Below are 14,808 nucleotides of genomic sequence, written 5' to 3' on the forward strand. Positions count from 1 at the left end.
GACATGATCAGCCCTGAGTCTCACGCTCGTCGAATGTCTTCCTGGCCGTCTGGAATGCGGCGATATTCGCCTGCGACCAGTCGGTGATGCTCTGCACCAGCCCACCTGCCTCCTGGCCCAGTCTGGTCAGCTGGTACTCCACGCGCGGTGGCACGGTCGGGAACACAGTCCGCGTCAGCAGGCCTTCGCGTTCCAGCGCGCGCAGGGTCTGCGTCAGCACCTTCGGGGTCACGCCATCCAGCCGCCGCCGCAGTTCCGCGAACCGCATGGGTCGGCCGTCCTCAAGCGCCACCAGTACCAGCATGGTCCACTTGCTGGCGATCAGCTCCAGCACGGCACGCGTGGGGCAGTCACGCAGGAAGACGTCCACACCACCGTGTTTCCTCAGGTCGAAGCCGGTATCCATGAGGAACCTCGATATCAGATAAGTGCCTTCTTCCGCACTGTTATCACTCGGGCCGACCATGGGACGCACCGCGACCCACTGACAAGGAGTTCTGATGTCCGCCCGCATGCATGCCATCGTCCAGACCGCGTTCGGCGGCCCCGAGGAGCTCACCTACACCGAGACCGACGTGCCCGAGCCCGGCCCCGGTGAGGTATTGCTGCGGGTCGCCGGTGCCGGAGTCAACCCGGGTGACGCGGTGCTCCGCGCTGGTCGTGTGCCGGAGCTGGTCACCCTGCCGTGGACGCCGGGCAACGACGTGGCCGGTGTCGTCGAGCAGGTCGGTGAGGGCGTTACGCGGTTCGCACCGGGCGACAAGGTGTACGGCATGCTGTCGGTCACCCGATACGGCGCGTACGCCGAGTTCACTGCCGTGCCGGCCGACGCGCTGGCTCTCGCGCCCAAGAACCTCGGCCTGGTGCACGCGGGGGCTGTGCCTCTGGTCGCGTTCACCGCTTGGCAGGCGCTGGCCGTGCTGGCCCGGGTTCAGCCCGGCGACCGCGTACTGATCCACGCGGCGGCGGGCGGCGTCGGTCACGTCGCGGTGCAGCTGGCCAAGGAGTTGGGGGCGCACGTCATCGGTACCGCACGGGCGGCCCGTCATGACCTCCTTCGCGAACTGGGTGCCGACGAACTGATCGACTACACCACCACCGACTTCCGGACGGCCGTGGCTCCGGTCGACGCGGTCCTGGACCTGGTCGGCGGTTCCTACGGGCCGCGCTCTCTCGATGTGCTCCGGCCGGATGGTCTGCTCATCGGCGCGTCGATCGACCCGGGTACGGACGAGCGGCAGGCAGCCACCCGCGGACTGCGCTATGCATGGGTCGCGTCCGAGCCCTCCGGTGAGTTGCTGGATCGGATCACCGAACGCATCGAGGCAGGTCGGCTACGGGTCACGGTGCAGCAGACCTACCCGCTGGCCGAAGCGTCGGAGGCCCACCGCACCATCGAGGCCAAGCGCACCATGGGCAAGATCGTCCTTGTGCCGTGATCGACTCGATCACCAAGCAACCGGCATGGTCCGCGCTTCGCGTGACGCCCTCATGTCGACTCGGAAACGCGGACCGCTTGCAGCCGGGACTCAGTCCGCGATCGGCAGATACACCCGGTTCCCCGCCTCGGCGAACTCCTTCGACTTCTGGAGCATCCCCTCGGCGACCTCCTCCGCCGACGCCCCCTCAGCCATCGCGCCACCGAACCGCTCTGTGATGCTTTGGCTAATCTTCATGCTGCAGAACTTCGGCCCACACATGGAGCAGAAGTGGGCCGTCTTGGCGGGCTCGGCCGGCAGGGTCTCGTCGTGGAACTCCCGTGCCGTGTCCGGGTCCAGCGCGAGGTTGAACTGGTCCTCCCACCGGAACTCGAAGCGGGCGTCGGACAGCGCGTCGTCCCACTCCTGCGCGCCCGGGTGCCCCTTGGCGAGGTCGGCCGCGTGGGCGGCGATCTTGTAGGTGATGACGCCGGTCTTGACGTCGTCCCGGTTGGGCAGGCCCAGGTGCTCCTTGGGCGTGACGTAGCAGAGCATCGCCGTACCCCACCAGGCGATCATCGCGGCACCGATGCCGGAGGTGATGTGGTCGTACGCCGGAGCGACGTCCGTCGTCAGCGGGCCGAGCGTATAGAACGGAGCCTCATCGCAGATCTCCTGCTGAAGGTCGATGTTCTCCTTGATCTTGTGCATCGGGACGTGTCCCGGGCCCTCGATCATGGTCTGTACGTGGAAACGCTTGGCGATCGTGTTGAGTTCCCCGAGCGTACGCAACTCCGCGAACTGCGCCTCGTCGTTGGCGTCCGCGATCGAACCCGGCCGCAGGCCGTCGCCCAGCGAGTACGTGACGTCGTAGGCGGCGAGGATCTCGCACAGCTCCTCGAAGTTCTCGTACAGGAACGACTCCTTGTGGTGCGCGAGGCACCACGCGGCCATGATCGAGCCACCACGCGAGACGATGCCGGTCTTGCGGTTGGCGGTGAGCGGCACGTACGGCAGCCGGACGCCCGCGTGGACGGTCATGTAGTCCACGCCCTGCTCGGCCTGCTCGATGACCGTGTCCTTGTAGATCTCCCAGGTCAGCTCCTCGGCCCTGCCGTCGACCTTCTCCAGGGCCTGGTAGAGCGGCACCGTGCCGATGGGAACGGGGGAGTTGCGCAGCACCCACTCGCGCGTCGTGTGGATGTTGCGGCCGGTGGACAGGTCCATGACCGTGTCGGCGCCCCACCGGGTCGCCCAGGTCATCTTCTCCACCTCCTCCTCGATGGAGGAGGTCACCGCGGAGTTGCCGATGTTGGCGTTGACCTTCACCAGGAACCGCTTGCCGATGATCATCGGCTCGATCTCCGGGTGGTTGACGTTGGCCGGCAGCACCGCGCGGCCGGCCGCGATCTCCTCGCGGACCACCTCGGGCGAAACGTTCTCCCTGATGGCCACGTACTCCATCTCCGGAGTGATCTCGCCCCGGCGCGCGTAGGCGAGCTGCGTCACCGCCTGGCCACTGCGGCCCCGGCGCGGCTGGCGCGGCCGTCCCGGGAAGACCGCGTCGAGGTTGCGCAGCCCGCCGCGCGGTGACGTGTGCTTGATCCCGTCGTCCTCGGGGCGGACGGGACGGCCCGCGTACTCCTCGGTGTCACCGCGAGCGATGATCCAGTTCTCCCGCAGCGGCGACAGTCCCCTGCGGACATCGGTGTCGGCGACTGGATCGGTGTACGGGCCCGACGTGTCGTACAGCGTGACCGACTGCCCGTTAGTGAGGTGCACCTGGCGGACCGGCACGCGCAGGTCGGGGCGCGAGCCCTCGACGTACGCCTTGTGCCAGCCGATGGACTTCCCGGTCTCCTGGGACTTCTCGTCCTGAACGGAGACAGGCGTGCGTGCGTCCTTGTTGGTCATGAGACCTACTCCCTACGCCGGCATTACCCGGTAACAGGTTCGGCGGTCGACGCAGCGGTTTCCGTCTGCCGGTGCTTCCCGTGAAACAGACGTCGTTCCACGTGAAACATCGCGAATACGGAGGTCAGCGCCCTCTCAGCCCGGTGCTCCGAGCTCCCGCGTGTGCAAAGGTGCCTCCACGCTAGCGTCATATGTGGCGTACTGAACAGTGGGCCCCCGGGCGTTCTTGCAATGATCGGGCGGTGACCAGGACCGAGCAGTACCCGTACCAGCCCCCCGAGCCGCGCCGCCGGGACGGCTCAGCGGCAGGCGACGGCCACGGCTCAGGCCGGGGATCCGGCGGGGACGACGACCATCGTCACGACCGCGGCCACGCGCACGGGCACGGTCAGCCGCAAGCCCCTGGTCACGCACACGGCCACGGTCACAGCCACAGTCATGGGTCTGCCGCGCCGGTCTCCCGGCACCTGCGCAAGGTCATCGCGGCGATCCTGATCCCCTTCACCGCCGCGGTCGTGGTGGGGCTCGTGGTGCTGTGGCCGGGCGGTGCGCCGCCGCACAAGCGCACCGGCGTCGGCTTCGACCAGCAGACCCAGCAGGCCACCGTCACCCAGGTCGTCGAGGTCAGCTGCAAGTCGGTGAACGCCTCCGGCGAGACCCCCACCGGCGACACCGCCACCGCCGAGGGCAACTCGGCCCAGCAAGAGGCGAACGGCGCCTGTCACAAGGCCACGATCCGGATCGACACCGGCAAGGACAAGGGCCGCACCTTCACCGAGATCGTGCAGCCCGACCAGCCACGGCAGCTACACCAGGGCGAGGCCGTCGTAGCCGCATACGAACCCTCCGCGCCCAAGGACCTGCAGTACTCCGTCACCGACGTCAACCGCCGCTTCCCGATGGGCCTGCTGGCCGGGATCTTCGCCCTCGCCGTCGTGGTCGTGGGCCGACTGCGCGGCGTCATGGCACTCGTCGCGCTGGCCATCAGCTTCATGGTGCTGAACTTCTTCATCCTGCCCGCAATCCTGCAAGGGTCGAACCCTCTCCTCGTGGCGGTGATCGGGTCCAGCACGATCATGCTGATCGCCCTCTACCTGTGCCACGGCCTGTCCGCCCGCACATCGGTGGCCGTGCTCGGCACGCTCGCCTCACTGGCGCTGATCGGCATCCTCGGCTCACAGTTCATCGACTGGGCCGCGCTCACCGGCAACACCGACGACCAAACCGGCCTGATCCACGGCCTCTACCCGAAGATCGACATGAGCGGTCTGCTGCTCGCCGGTGTCATCATCGGCTCGCTCGGCGTCTTGGACGACGTGACGGTGACACAGACGTCGGCCGTCTGGGAGCTGCACGAGGCCAACCCCTCGCTGGGCCGGCGCGCGCTGTACCGGGCGGGCATCCGCATCGGCCGCGACCACATCGCCTCCGTGGTCAACACCCTCGTCCTCGCCTACGCCGGCGCCGCGCTGCCGCTGCTGCTGCTGTTCTCGATCGCGCAGAGCAGCATCGGAACGGTGGCCAACAGCGAGCTGGTGGCCGAGGAGATCGTGCGCACCCTGGTGGGCTCGATCGGTCTGGTCGCCTCGGTCCCGCTCACCACCGCGCTCGCCGCGCTGGTGGTCTCCGCCGACCGCCCCGGCCCGGACGCCCCGGCCGGCAACGGCGCCCAGCCCGCCCCGGCACGCGGCGGCCGGGGCCGGCGCCGGAAGCGGTGAGGCGTCAGCCCCTGCGGAGGTGAGGCGCGGCCACGTCGGATGTCCCAAAGAAGCGTTCCTGCATAGCTCCACGCACCACGCGGAGGCCCTGAGCCCCCTGCCGTAACGCTTCAGCCGGCGCTCTGTTCCTCGGCCAGGATGCGGTCCAGGGCCTCCTCCAGATGCGCGTCGAAATCGGCGAGCGCACCCTCCTGACCCAGCGGCACCAGCTTGTCGGTGCGGTCCAGAAAGGCCACGAGCGGCGGCGTCGACGAGCGGAACAGCGCCTGGTCGCCACCGACCTGCAGCCTGATCAACACTTCACCGAGCGCCTCGGAATCGGCGGGGGCGATGTGCACATCCCCTTCCCCGCACGGCCGGCCGACGCCGTCGATCAGCAGCTCGCGCCCGAAAGCCCAGGTCACCGGAGCGTCACCGGGCAGATGGAAGGTGAGCCGCACGGCATAGGGATCATCGGTCTCGTAGCGCAACTCCACCGGAATGCGGAAGGAGAGCTCCTCCGAAACGAGAAAGCTCATCATGACTTCTGCCTGTACGGACTCGCGCATCGTCTACCCCGTCATATGACATCGACTGGCTGGGAGTGGCCCTCTAAGCGTGGGTCAAATCTTGCTGAACGTACACAGCGCATCACAAGGAGTAAGTTTTCAGATACTGATAGAGAGGCTGAGGGTCCCCAGGTGGCGCCCGATCTCCGCCTGAAGCCGATGAGCCGCGGGCAGCAGCCGGTCGGCCTGGCTGACAGGCAGCGACATGGCCATCGTGGCCACGGTGGTGCCGACCGTGATCGGGACCGCGGCACAGACCGTCCCGAGCACGTACTCCTGGCGCTCCACCACCGGCTCCATCCGCCTCGTCCGGGCCAGCCGCCGTAGGAGGGCCTCGTTGTCCCGCACCGTGTACGGCGTGATGGGCTGCACGGGGTAGCGGGCGAGATGGTCGCGGCGGGCGTCCTCGTCCAGTTGGGAGAGCAGACACTGCCCGATCGCGTGCGCGTGGCCAGTCGCCCGGAAGTCGGCCCACTCCTCGACCGCGGGCACCTCGGGAGAGTCGGAGACGCACATGACCTCGATCTCGCCGTCCCGGTACATCGCGTAGTACACCGGCACACCGATGGAATCGCGCCAGTGCGCGAGCGTGTCCGCGACCGCGCTGCGACGTTTCTGCTGGGCTCCGCTGCTGCCCAGCCGCTCGGCCGCGTCACCGAGGAAGAACAGCCCCTTCTCGCGGCGCAGATAGCCCTCGTGGACCAGTGTGCGCAGCAGGTGGTACGTCGTCGGCAGGGCGAGGCCGGTCTCGCGCGCCAGCTGCTTGGCGGGGGCGCCGTAGACATGCTCGGCGACCGTCTCCAGCAGGCGCATCGCGCGCTGGACGGATCCGATGAGCGTCGCGGCGGTCGCGGGCTCCGGGGCGTCCGCGGAGCGCGGCTGGACGAGCAGGCCCGCGGAGGGGCGTCGGCCGGAACCGGCCATGGATTGCGGCCGGTTCGAGTCGCCGGGCGGCGGTGGCCCGGCGGCGTCAGGGGAGCGGGGAGGACGGGACGAGTCCGCGGGAAGGGCGGCGGCGGAGTCGATGTCCGCCGAGTGCGGCTGTCCGGGGACGGCCACGGTGGGCGCGCGCCGTGTGGGAGGTACGCAGGGACGCGGCGGGTTGGGGGGTACGTGGGATTCTGCCGGTGCGGTGTCGACCGTGGCCAAGAGGTACTCCCGGAGCGCGATGGGCAGCCCGTGCCGGGGAAGAGCACGGAGGGGTCTGCGCCACCCACGGGGCCTGACCCGCGGGGAGTTCCGGACTTTAACCGTCCGCCACCGCGTGCAGACGGCCTCGCGGGGAAACTTCCCTCCCCCGAGGGAACCCGTCACCCCGGCCGGGACCGGTGATCGCGTGATTCGCTCACCAGTCCCCGCGTGCCGTCACCAGTCGCTGCGCGACGAGGAGTTCGACATGAACTTGCGCACGATGTAGATCAGTCCGCCGACCAGCGCGACGAAGACCAGCGCCTTGAACAGCAGGCCGATCACGAACCCGACGACGGTCGCTATCAGGCTGCCGAACACGACCAGGGCGATGACCGGCACCGCGACCCACTTCACCCACCACGGCAGTCCCGCGAAGATCTCTCGCATCGCCTTTTCCTTTGCGTTGTCGTATGTCGTATGCGTCGTCGTACGTCTGCGTTCTCGTACGCCGTTGATGTTCCGCATTCGATGCTAGAGCCGCGAGGGGGCCCTGCGGGGGTCTGTCGTCCCTTGTCCTCCCCTGACCCGTCCCCTAGGGAACCCCGAGGCCCGGTCTCACGCCTCGGGCGGAGAGAAGACGACGAGAACCCTCAGATCCTCGCTGATGTGGTGGAACTTGTGGGCGACCCCGGCCGGGACGTAGACGACGCTGCCCCGTGCCACCTCGGTCGTCTCCATGCCGACCGTGATCGACGCTCGGCCGCTCACCACGAAGTACACCTCGTCCTGGTTGTGCGGCTTCTGCGGGTCGTGCTCGCCCGCGTTGAGCGCGTACAGACCGACCGACATGTTCCGCTCCCGCAGGAACTGAAGGTAGGCCCCCTCGTTGGCGGCGCGCTCCGCCTCCAGTTCGTCCAGCCGGAATGCCTTCATCGCCGCTGTCGCCCTCGTCTCACTGCTCGGTTCCGATCGGGTCTGCCACGATCAGACACATGAAGAATTTCGTAGTCAAGACGATCGCCAACGCAGGCGCCCTCGCAGTCGCCGTGTGGCTGCTCGACAAGATCACCCTGACCGGTGACAACACCGCCAAGAAGGCCGGCACGCTGATCGTGGTCGCGCTGATCTTCGGTCTGGTCAACTGGCTGGTCAAGCCGATCGTGAAGGTGCTCACCTTCCCACTGTTCATCCTCACCCTCGGCCTGATCACCCTGGTCGTGAACGCGCTGATGCTGCTGTTGACCTCCTGGGTGTGCGGCAAGCTCTCGCTGAGCTTCCATGTGGAGGGCTTCTGGACGGCCGTTCTCGGCGGTCTGATCATCTCCGTCGTCTCCTGGGCCCTGCACATGGTCCTGCCGGACGAGGACTGAGCACGCCATGACCTACCGCGTCTGCTTCGTGTGCACCGGCAACATCTGCCGCTCCCCGATGGCCGAATCCGCCTTCCGCGCGCGGGTGGCCGAGGCCGGGCTCGAGGACCGGGTCGAGGTCGGCAGCGCCGGTACCGGCGGCTGGCACGAGGGCGATCCCGCCGACCCGCGCGCCGTCTCGGTGCTCGAGGAGCACGGCTACGACGGCGAGCACGTCGCGCGGCAGTTCCAGCCGTCGTGGTTCGCCCGCCTCGACCTCGTGATCGCCCTCGACAGCGGCCATCTGAAGGCCCTGCGCCGCCTCGCCCCCACCGAGGAGGACGCCCTGAAGGTGCGCCTGCTGCGCTCCTACGACCCCGCCGCGGGCGACGACCTCGACGTACCGGATCCGTACTACGGACACCGCGACGGCTTCGAGGAATGTCTTGCCATGGTGGAGGCGGCGAGCACCGGGCTGCTCGCCGCCGTACGGGGGCGCCTGGAAGGGCGGGCCGCATGAGCGAGGCCGCCGCGGACCCGGGCCGGGTCGGCGAGAGCACGCGCGCGGTGCGCGCGGGACTGCCCGAGCCGGTCAAGCACGAACCGACCCTGCCCGGGCCGGTGTTCGCGGCGCACTTCCACCTGCCCGGCGAGGCGACGGGCCCGTACCTGTACGGCCGTGACGAGAACCCGACCTGGACGCTGCTGGAGCGGGCCATCGGCGAGCTGGAGGCGCCCGGGCGGGACGACGTCGAGACACTCGTCTTCGCGTCCGGCATGGCGGCGATCTCCTCCGTGCTGTTCTCCCAGCTGCGCGCCGGGGACTCGGTGGTGCTGCCCTCCGACGGCTACCAGGTGCTTCCTCTGGTCCGCACCCAGCTGGAGGCGTACGGCATCGAGGTGCGCACGGCGCCCACCGGCGGGGACCGCCAGCTGGAGGTCCTCGACGGCGCCCGGCTGCTGTGGATCGAGTCCCCGTCGAACCCGGGGCTGGACGTGTGCGACATCCGGCGGCTGGTGGCGGCGGCCCACGCACAGGGCACACTGGTGGCCGTCGACAACACCCTCGCCACCCCGCTCGGCCAGCGCCCGCTGGAGCTGGGTGCCGACTTCTCCGTGGCCAGCGGCACCAAGCAGCTCACCGGGCACGGGGACGTGCTGCTCGGCTACGTCGCCGGCCGGGACGCCGAGGTAATGGCCTCCGTACGCCGCTGGCGCAAGATCGTCGGCGCGATCTCCGGGCCCATGGAGGCCTGGCTCGCGCACCGGTCCATCGCCACGCTCGCCTTGCGTGTCGAACGGCAGAACACCACCGCCCTCGCGCTCGCCGAGGCGCTGAAGCAGCGGCCCGAGGTGTCCGGCCTGCGCCACCCCGGGCTGCCCGGCGACCCGGCGCACCAGGTCGCCGCGCGGCAGATGCGCCGCTACGGGTGCGTGGTCTCCTTCACCCTGCCCACGCGCGTGCGTGCCGAGCGTTTTCTCGCGTCCGTGCGCCTGGTGGAGGACGCGACGAGCTTCGGCGGGGTGCGCTCGACGGCCGAGCGGCGGCGCCGCTGGGGCGGGGACGACGTGCCGGAGGGCTTCATCCGGATGTCCGTCGGCGCCGAGGACCCCGAGGACCTGATCGCGGACGTGCTGCGGGCCCTGGACGAGTCCGCCGAGTGAGGAACTCGCGTCACACCCCTGAACCGCACGACGGTCCGAGCCTCCCCCCTCGTGGCTCGGACCGTCTTCGGCTCTCCGCGCGAAGAACCGTGCGAACAAGGCTAGTTGACTCTCTGTCAGTGTCCAATCACGCTAGCGACAGCAACGTATCGACATATTTATAGTTGGTGCCTGCCTGGGGGCGCCGGGGGAAGGCAGGGACAGGAGAGGGGAAACCGTGGATCTGGCCTTGCTGCGCACTTTCGTCACCGTGCACCGGGCCGGCTCCTTCACCCGCGCCGCGGCACTGCTCGGCCTCTCCCAGCCCGCCGTCACCTCACAGATCCGCACGCTGGAACGCCAGCTGGGCAAACCGCTCTTCCTCCGGCAGGCACGCGGGGTGACCCCGACGACCATCGGCGACGAACTCGCGCACAAGGCCGCGCCCCACCTCGACGCCCTGGTGGAGATAGCCGAGAGCGGCCTGGACGACGACTCCTCGCTGAGAACCCTGCACCTCGCCGGCCCGCCCGAGTTCACCGCTGAACGCGCTCTGCCCGCCCTCACCGAGCTGACCGGCGACGACGGCCAGGGCTACGCGCTGCGCGCCTCCTTCGGCACGGCCGAGGAAACCCTGGAAGGCCTGGCAGCAGGACACCATGATCTGGCCATCAGTACGGCCCGGCCGCGCGGCGCTCTGCTCACCGCGACTCCTCTCTGCGACGAGGAACACGTGCTGGTCGCCGCTCCTCGCTGGGTGGAACGGATCGGTGCGGAGGAGCTGCGCCTGAAGGGGGCGTCGGCGCTGGAGGACCTGCCCGTCGTCGAGGTCCACGAGTCGCTGCCCCTGGTCTCGCACTACTGGGCCTCCGTCTTCGACTCCCGCCCCGCCGCCTCGGGCGCGGTCGTCGTCCCGGATCTGCGAGCCGTGCTGGCCTGCACGATCGCCGGTGCCGGGCTGGCGGTGCTGCCCCGCTATCTCTGCGCCCCGGCCCTGGCCGAGGGCGCGATCGTGACGCTGCACGATCCGGCGGTGCCGCCGCTGCGCACGTACTTCCTGGTGGTGCGCACCGGAACCCTTGCCATGCCCCATGTGGCACGGGCCCACGAGTGGCTCCATCGGGCGGCCACGGGCTGGGGCTGACCTGCGCACCAAGGCGTTCGCGCGGGCAGATGTTTCACGTGGAAGCCAGATGTTTCACGTGGAACCAGCTGGGCCACATTTCTCCCATGACCGTCCGACCCGTGGTCAAGCGCACCGCGCGTGCCGTCCTCCTGGACGGTGACGACCTGATCCTGATCAAGCGCACCAAGCCCGGTGTCGATCCCTACTGGGTCACTCCCGGTGGTGGGGTCGAGCCCGGGGATCCGACTGTCGTGGACGCCTTGCACCGCGAGGTGTACGAGGAACTCGGAGCCAAGATCACCGATGTCGTGCCGTGTTTCGTGGACACGGTGGAACACATCGGCGAGGACGGCGGCGCGACCGGCGTGAAGGTGCAGCACTTCTTCGTCTGCCGTCTGGAGTCCATGGATCCGTCCCTGCGGCACGGCCCCGAAGTGGACGAGCCCGCCGGAGAGTACGAGATCGTGCGCGTCCCGTTCACCCGGGTCGGCATCGCCTCCGTCCACCTCGTCCCGCTGTCGCTGCGCCACTACCTGGACGGCAATATCGAGGGCGTACGGGCCATGCACGCTCCCGACCTCGGATAGCGCGCCCCATTCCCCGATCCCTCAGCTCCCGGCAGTGGGCAGTTCCTCCACGGCGTCGTGCCGTATTCGGCGTGACGGGACGCCGATGTCCCGCAGCACGTCGATGCCGCTGCGGATCATTCCGGGCGGTCCCGAGAGGTAGGCGTCGTACTCGTTCCAGGGGCCGTACTCCCGGACGGCGTCGGGGAACCGAAGAGGGGTCTGCTGGTCGGTGACCGCCCGGACCGCGAGCCAGGGGTGGATCTGCCGGAGGCCGAGCAGGGTGTCGATGGCGTACAGGTCGTGGTCGCTGCGGGCGCCGTAGAACACCTCGACCGGCCGCCGCACCCCGTGCTCGACGACATCCTCGACCAGGGCCTTGATGGGCGCGATGCCGGTGCCGCCGCCCAGGCAGAGCAGTCCGCTGTCGGTCGTGTGGTCGACGGTCATCGAGCCGACCGGGGCGCCGAGCCGTACGACGTCTCCGGGCCGGGCGCGGTGCACCAGCGCGTTGGAGACCCAGCCGGCCGGTACGGCCTTCACATGAAACGTCAGCAGTCCGTCCGAACGGGGCGCCGAGGCGAAGGAGTAGTGCCGCCATACTCGCGGCCACCAGGGTGTTTCCACGCTCGTGTACTGGCCGGCCAGGAAGGGGTAGGGCTGGTCGGGGCGGACGGTGAGGACCGCGACGTCGGCGGTCCTGAGCTCGTGCGAGACCACCTCGGCGTGCCACCAGGCCGGGGCCCGCAGCTCGTCCATCGCGGCCGCGTCGATCATGGCCTGGGACATCTTCGTGTACGCCCGTACCCAGGCGGCCTCGGTCTCGGGGGTCCAGACGGCGGCGGCGTACGCGCTCAGCGCGCCGAGGAGGCATTCCCCCAGGGCCGGATAGTGCTCCGCGCGCGTCCCGTACTTACGGTGGCCCCGGCCCAGGTTCCGCAGGTAGTCGGTGAGGACTTCGGTGTCGTCCACGTGCTCGGCCACCTTGAGCAGGGACTTCAGCAGGCGTTCCCGCTGGACGTCCATCGCGGCCGGGAACAGCTCACGGAGCTCGGGGTGGCGGACGAAGAGCAGAGCGTAGAAGTAGGACGTGACCTGGTCGGCGATCGGGGCTATCTCGGCCATCGTGCGACGGATGAGCAGGGCGTCCGGGGAACCCTGCCCGGCCGTCGGTCCCGACCGCTGCACCGGCACCCGCTCGACGTCCGTCGACGGCCAGGCGAGCGCGTCCGCGGCCGGCGCGGCCGGCATGTCCGATGCCGGCCCGGCAAGTGGCACGGCGGCTCGCCCGTCCGGTGCCTCGGCGGAGCGTCTGGGAAGGCCGTGCCCGGTGCTGCCGTCGGCGGCCAACGCTCGGGCATCGTCCGGCGGTGGAGCCGAGGGCACCTTGCGCGGCGTGAACCAGCCGTCCCCGTCCGACGTGCCGTTCTCCCCCGGCGTGGTGGTCGGAGCGTCCATGGTGTGCCCTCGCCTCGAACGTCTTGCGGTCGGTCTGCGCACCTCCCCTGGGAAGATGCATGTTCCCCCGGCGGGCGGCCAGCCGTAGCACCCGCCCCGACCCTACCGGCCGTCGTCCCGCATACAAATCCCCCCCGCCGCCCACGCGCACCAGGCAGGACGGCAGAGCCGCCCGGTCCGACAACTACCGCTCGGCGGCCACCAGTTCATAGGCGTCCCACAGATCCCGCCCCGTGTAGCGGTGCGTCGCGAGGCCGGCCAGGCGGGCGTCCGCGTTGACCGCCACGGAGACCGGCACGGCGGCGAACAGGTCCCAGTCCGAGGACGAGTCGCCGTATGCCACGCAGTCCGCCCGCGCCACCCCGAACTCCGCACAGAGCCGGTCGGCGACAGTGACCTTGGCCGCTGCGCTGAGCACCCCGGCCGGGTCGACCGGCTCGGTGAACGGCACGGCCGGGAAACGCGATCCATGAGCCGCGTGAGCGCCCCAGTCGAGCAGGCGCTCCACGAAGAAGGACGGCGAGAGGGACACCACCGCGCAGTACTCGCCCGCGTTTCGGATCTCCTCCCAGACTTCACGGATCCGGGCCAGCCAGGGCGCCGCCCGGAACGCGACATCGACGTGCGCGTCGGTCAGATCACCCCACAGCTCGTACACCCGCGCCGCATACTCCGGCGGACCGATCCGCCCCTCGGCGATCGCCCGGTCCAGCGCCACTGTCTCCACCTCCCGCCCCAGCTGGCGGGAAATCTCCACCGGGGCGGTCGTGCCGTGCAGCAACGTGCCGTCAAGATCGAAGAGATGCAGTCTCGCCATGGCCCGAGGCTAACGGGCTGCCGATGTTTCACGTGAAACACTCTCAGGCCGCCCGCCGGCGCCACGCGGGCCCATGCATGGCCAAAAGCACGTACGTCTCCGTCGAAACGGGTGGACGCCAGGGGTGCCCGTCGGACAGCCTGACCTGCGTGCCGACTCCTTCCCTCGCCGCTCTACCCATCCGCCGTCTGACGCTTCGCGATCTCACCGCCTGCGCCGACTTGTCCGAAGACCGGGGGTGGCCACGCGAGGAACACAAGTGGGGCTTTCTCCTCACGGCCGGAAACGGCTTCGGCATCGACGACCCGCAGGGTGGTCTCGTCGCCGCGTGCGTCGTCACGCAGTACGGGTCGTGGGGGCTTCCGGATCTCGGCGCCATCGGCATGGTCCTGGTCGCCGAACGGCATGCCCGCCAGGGCGTCGGGCGCCGCTTGATGCGCCATGTCGTGTCGACCATGGGAGCCACTCCGCTGACCCTGCACGCCACGGAGAACGGCCGCCCCCTGTACGAGGAACTGGGTTTCAAGGTGACGGGCCGGGCCGAGATGCTCAGCGGCCACTTCACTCGCGGTGGACCGGAGTCCGGGGTCCTCACCCGCGCTGCCACCGCGGAGGACCTTCCCTCGATCCTGCGGCTCGACGAGGAGGTGTTCGGCAGCGACCGCACCCCTCTCCTCGTGCGGCTGCCCGCCTTCGCCGACCAGCTCCGGGTGGCCGAGGAGGACGGCACACTCACCGGTTACACAGCCGCGTGGCCGAACATGGACACGCATGTCGTCGGCCCGCTGATCGCCCGCGACACCGAGACCGCCAAAGCCCTCATCTCCTCACTGGCGGACCGTACCGACCGTCCGCTGCGCACCGACATCGACGTACGCCACGAGGAGTTGCTGGCCTGGGCGAAGACGCGCGGGCTGGCCTCCGTGGCGTTCAACTCCGTGATGACGTACGGCATCCCGGACCTCCCGGGTGACTGGACCCGGCGGTTCGCCCCGCTGACGGTCGCGGCGGGTTGAGACGCGTACGCCGGACGGACCTGAGGTTCGGTTGTGGAGTACGCCGACATACGACGGACGCCGGCCCCGCCGGTGATGTGGCGGGGCCGGCGTCCGTCCGTCG

General features: G+C 69.6%; 16 protein-coding genes. 8 read left to right on the forward strand and 8 right to left on the reverse strand.

The window, feature by feature from the left end; all coding sequences use genetic code 11:
- Nucleotides 1-7 precede the first annotated feature (7 nt).
- Complete coding sequence (locus ACZ4MF_RS04690; protein ID WP_467489781.1) at nucleotides 8-406, reverse strand: winged helix-turn-helix transcriptional regulator; 399 nt, start codon at nucleotides 404-406, stop codon at nucleotides 8-10.
- 94 nt (nucleotides 407-500) lie between these two features.
- Between ACZ4MF_RS04690 and ACZ4MF_RS04695 the strand changes: the two genes are divergently transcribed.
- A complete protein-coding gene (locus ACZ4MF_RS04695) occupies nucleotides 501-1,439 on the forward strand; it encodes an NADP-dependent oxidoreductase (protein WP_467489783.1) in 939 nt (312 codons plus the stop codon).
- A gap of 90 nt (nucleotides 1,440-1,529) precedes the next feature.
- Here the strand turns inward: ACZ4MF_RS04695 and thiC are convergent, their stop codons facing one another.
- Entirely contained in the window at nucleotides 1,530-3,332 is a 1,803-nt protein-coding gene (gene thiC, locus ACZ4MF_RS04700) for a phosphomethylpyrimidine synthase ThiC (RefSeq protein ID WP_467489785.1), read from the reverse strand.
- Nucleotides 3,333-3,574: 242 nt separating this feature from the next.
- Here thiC and ACZ4MF_RS04705 point away from each other — a divergent pair, with 242 nt between their 5' ends.
- Nucleotides 3,575-5,050 (forward strand): YibE/F family protein, encoded by a 1,476-nt coding sequence (locus tag ACZ4MF_RS04705; RefSeq protein WP_467489787.1) that lies wholly within the window; start codon nucleotides 3,575-3,577, stop codon nucleotides 5,048-5,050.
- A gap of 110 nt (nucleotides 5,051-5,160) precedes the next feature.
- Here ACZ4MF_RS04705 and ACZ4MF_RS04710 read toward each other — a convergent pair whose 3' ends face one another.
- From ACZ4MF_RS04710 to ACZ4MF_RS04725, 4 genes are all read right to left on the reverse strand, one after another.
- Nucleotides 5,161-5,598 (reverse strand): SsgA family sporulation/cell division regulator, encoded by a 438-nt coding sequence (locus ACZ4MF_RS04710; protein ID WP_071374953.1) that lies wholly within the window; start codon nucleotides 5,596-5,598, stop codon nucleotides 5,161-5,163.
- 99 nt (nucleotides 5,599-5,697) lie between these two features.
- Nucleotides 5,698-6,522, reverse strand: coding sequence for an IclR family transcriptional regulator (locus tag ACZ4MF_RS04715; RefSeq protein ID WP_467490648.1), 825 nt, complete (start codon nucleotides 6,520-6,522; stop codon nucleotides 5,698-5,700).
- A 441-nt stretch (nucleotides 6,523-6,963) separates the two neighbouring features.
- Nucleotides 6,964-7,176 carry a DUF5326 family protein gene (locus ACZ4MF_RS04720; protein ID WP_094218693.1) on the reverse strand — a complete coding sequence of 71 codons (213 nt, stop codon included), beginning with the start codon at nucleotides 7,174-7,176 and terminating at the stop codon, nucleotides 6,964-6,966.
- Between the two features lie 168 nt (nucleotides 7,177-7,344).
- Nucleotides 7,345-7,662: a cupin domain-containing protein gene (locus ACZ4MF_RS04725; RefSeq protein ID WP_071374950.1), complete on the reverse strand. Its 318-nt coding sequence runs from the start codon at nucleotides 7,660-7,662 to the stop codon at nucleotides 7,345-7,347.
- 59 nt (nucleotides 7,663-7,721) lie between these two features.
- Between ACZ4MF_RS04725 and ACZ4MF_RS04730 the strand changes: the two genes are divergently transcribed.
- The 5 genes from ACZ4MF_RS04730 (at nucleotide 7,722) to ACZ4MF_RS04750 (ending at nucleotide 11,435) form a co-directional block, all read left to right on the forward strand.
- Nucleotides 7,722-8,099 carry a phage holin family protein gene (locus tag ACZ4MF_RS04730; RefSeq protein ID WP_071374949.1) on the forward strand — a complete coding sequence of 126 codons (378 nt, stop codon included), beginning with the start codon at nucleotides 7,722-7,724 and terminating at the stop codon, nucleotides 8,097-8,099.
- A gap of 7 nt (nucleotides 8,100-8,106) precedes the next feature.
- Nucleotides 8,107-8,598, forward strand: coding sequence for a low molecular weight protein-tyrosine-phosphatase (locus tag ACZ4MF_RS04735; RefSeq protein WP_467489791.1), 492 nt, complete (start codon nucleotides 8,107-8,109; stop codon nucleotides 8,596-8,598).
- Nucleotides 8,595-9,743, forward strand: coding sequence for a cystathionine gamma-lyase (locus ACZ4MF_RS04740; RefSeq protein ID WP_467489793.1), 1,149 nt, complete (start codon nucleotides 8,595-8,597; stop codon nucleotides 9,741-9,743). Before ACZ4MF_RS04735 ends, ACZ4MF_RS04740 begins: the two co-directional genes overlap by 4 nt.
- A 217-nt stretch (nucleotides 9,744-9,960) precedes the next feature.
- The gene (locus ACZ4MF_RS04745; protein WP_467489795.1) at nucleotides 9,961-10,866 is read left to right on the forward strand and encodes a LysR family transcriptional regulator; all 906 of its coding nucleotides are present in this window, start codon (nucleotides 9,961-9,963) and stop codon (nucleotides 10,864-10,866) included.
- Between the two features lie 86 nt (nucleotides 10,867-10,952).
- Nucleotides 10,953-11,435 carry an NUDIX domain-containing protein gene (locus ACZ4MF_RS04750; RefSeq protein ID WP_053660775.1) on the forward strand — a complete coding sequence of 161 codons (483 nt, stop codon included), beginning with the start codon at nucleotides 10,953-10,955 and terminating at the stop codon, nucleotides 11,433-11,435.
- 21 nt (nucleotides 11,436-11,456) lie between these two features.
- Here the strand turns inward: ACZ4MF_RS04750 and ACZ4MF_RS04755 are convergent, their stop codons facing one another.
- Both ACZ4MF_RS04755 and ACZ4MF_RS04760 read right to left on the reverse strand, forming a co-directional pair.
- A complete protein-coding gene (locus tag ACZ4MF_RS04755; protein ID WP_467489797.1) occupies nucleotides 11,457-12,872 on the reverse strand; it encodes a globin domain-containing protein in 1,416 nt (471 codons plus the stop codon).
- A 184-nt stretch (nucleotides 12,873-13,056) separates the two neighbouring features.
- Nucleotides 13,057-13,689: an HAD family hydrolase gene (locus ACZ4MF_RS04760; protein WP_467489799.1), complete on the reverse strand. Its 633-nt coding sequence runs from the start codon at nucleotides 13,687-13,689 to the stop codon at nucleotides 13,057-13,059.
- 149 nt (nucleotides 13,690-13,838) lie between these two features.
- Between ACZ4MF_RS04760 and ACZ4MF_RS04765 the strand changes: the two genes are divergently transcribed.
- Nucleotides 13,839-14,705 carry a GNAT family N-acetyltransferase gene (locus ACZ4MF_RS04765; protein WP_467489801.1) on the forward strand — a complete coding sequence of 289 codons (867 nt, stop codon included), beginning with the start codon at nucleotides 13,839-13,841 and terminating at the stop codon, nucleotides 14,703-14,705.
- Nucleotides 14,706-14,808 lie beyond the last annotated feature (103 nt).

It is taken from the genome of Streptomyces sp. NPDC025793 (assembly GCF_055558375.1).

Coding starts and splice junctions, on each gene's coding strand:
- ACZ4MF_RS04690 (WP_467489781.1), bottom strand. CDS start 406: ATGGATACCGGCTTCGACCTGAGGAAACACGGTGGTGTGGACGTCTTC.
- ACZ4MF_RS04695 (WP_467489783.1), top strand. CDS start 501: ATGTCCGCCCGCATGCATGCCATCGTCCAGACCGCGTTCGGCGGCCCC.
- thiC (WP_467489785.1), bottom strand. CDS start 3,332: ATGACCAACAAGGACGCACGCACGCCTGTCTCCGTTCAGGACGAGAAG.
- ACZ4MF_RS04710 (WP_071374953.1), bottom strand. CDS start 5,598: ATGCGCGAGTCCGTACAGGCAGAAGTCATGATGAGCTTTCTCGTTTCG.
- ACZ4MF_RS04715 (WP_467490648.1), bottom strand. CDS start 6,522: ATGGCCGGTTCCGGCCGACGCCCCTCCGCGGGCCTGCTCGTCCAGCCG.
- ACZ4MF_RS04720 (WP_094218693.1), bottom strand. CDS start 7,176: ATGCGAGAGATCTTCGCGGGACTGCCGTGGTGGGTGAAGTGGGTCGCG.
- ACZ4MF_RS04725 (WP_071374950.1), bottom strand. CDS start 7,662: ATGAAGGCATTCCGGCTGGACGAACTGGAGGCGGAGCGCGCCGCCAAC.
- ACZ4MF_RS04730 (WP_071374949.1), top strand. CDS start 7,722: ATGAAGAATTTCGTAGTCAAGACGATCGCCAACGCAGGCGCCCTCGCA.
- ACZ4MF_RS04735 (WP_467489791.1), top strand. CDS start 8,107: ATGACCTACCGCGTCTGCTTCGTGTGCACCGGCAACATCTGCCGCTCC.
- ACZ4MF_RS04740 (WP_467489793.1), top strand. CDS start 8,595: ATGAGCGAGGCCGCCGCGGACCCGGGCCGGGTCGGCGAGAGCACGCGC.
- ACZ4MF_RS04750 (WP_053660775.1), top strand. CDS start 10,953: ATGACCGTCCGACCCGTGGTCAAGCGCACCGCGCGTGCCGTCCTCCTG.
- ACZ4MF_RS04755 (WP_467489797.1), bottom strand. CDS start 12,872: ATGGACGCTCCGACCACCACGCCGGGGGAGAACGGCACGTCGGACGGG.
- ACZ4MF_RS04760 (WP_467489799.1), bottom strand. CDS start 13,689: ATGGCGAGACTGCATCTCTTCGATCTTGACGGCACGTTGCTGCACGGC.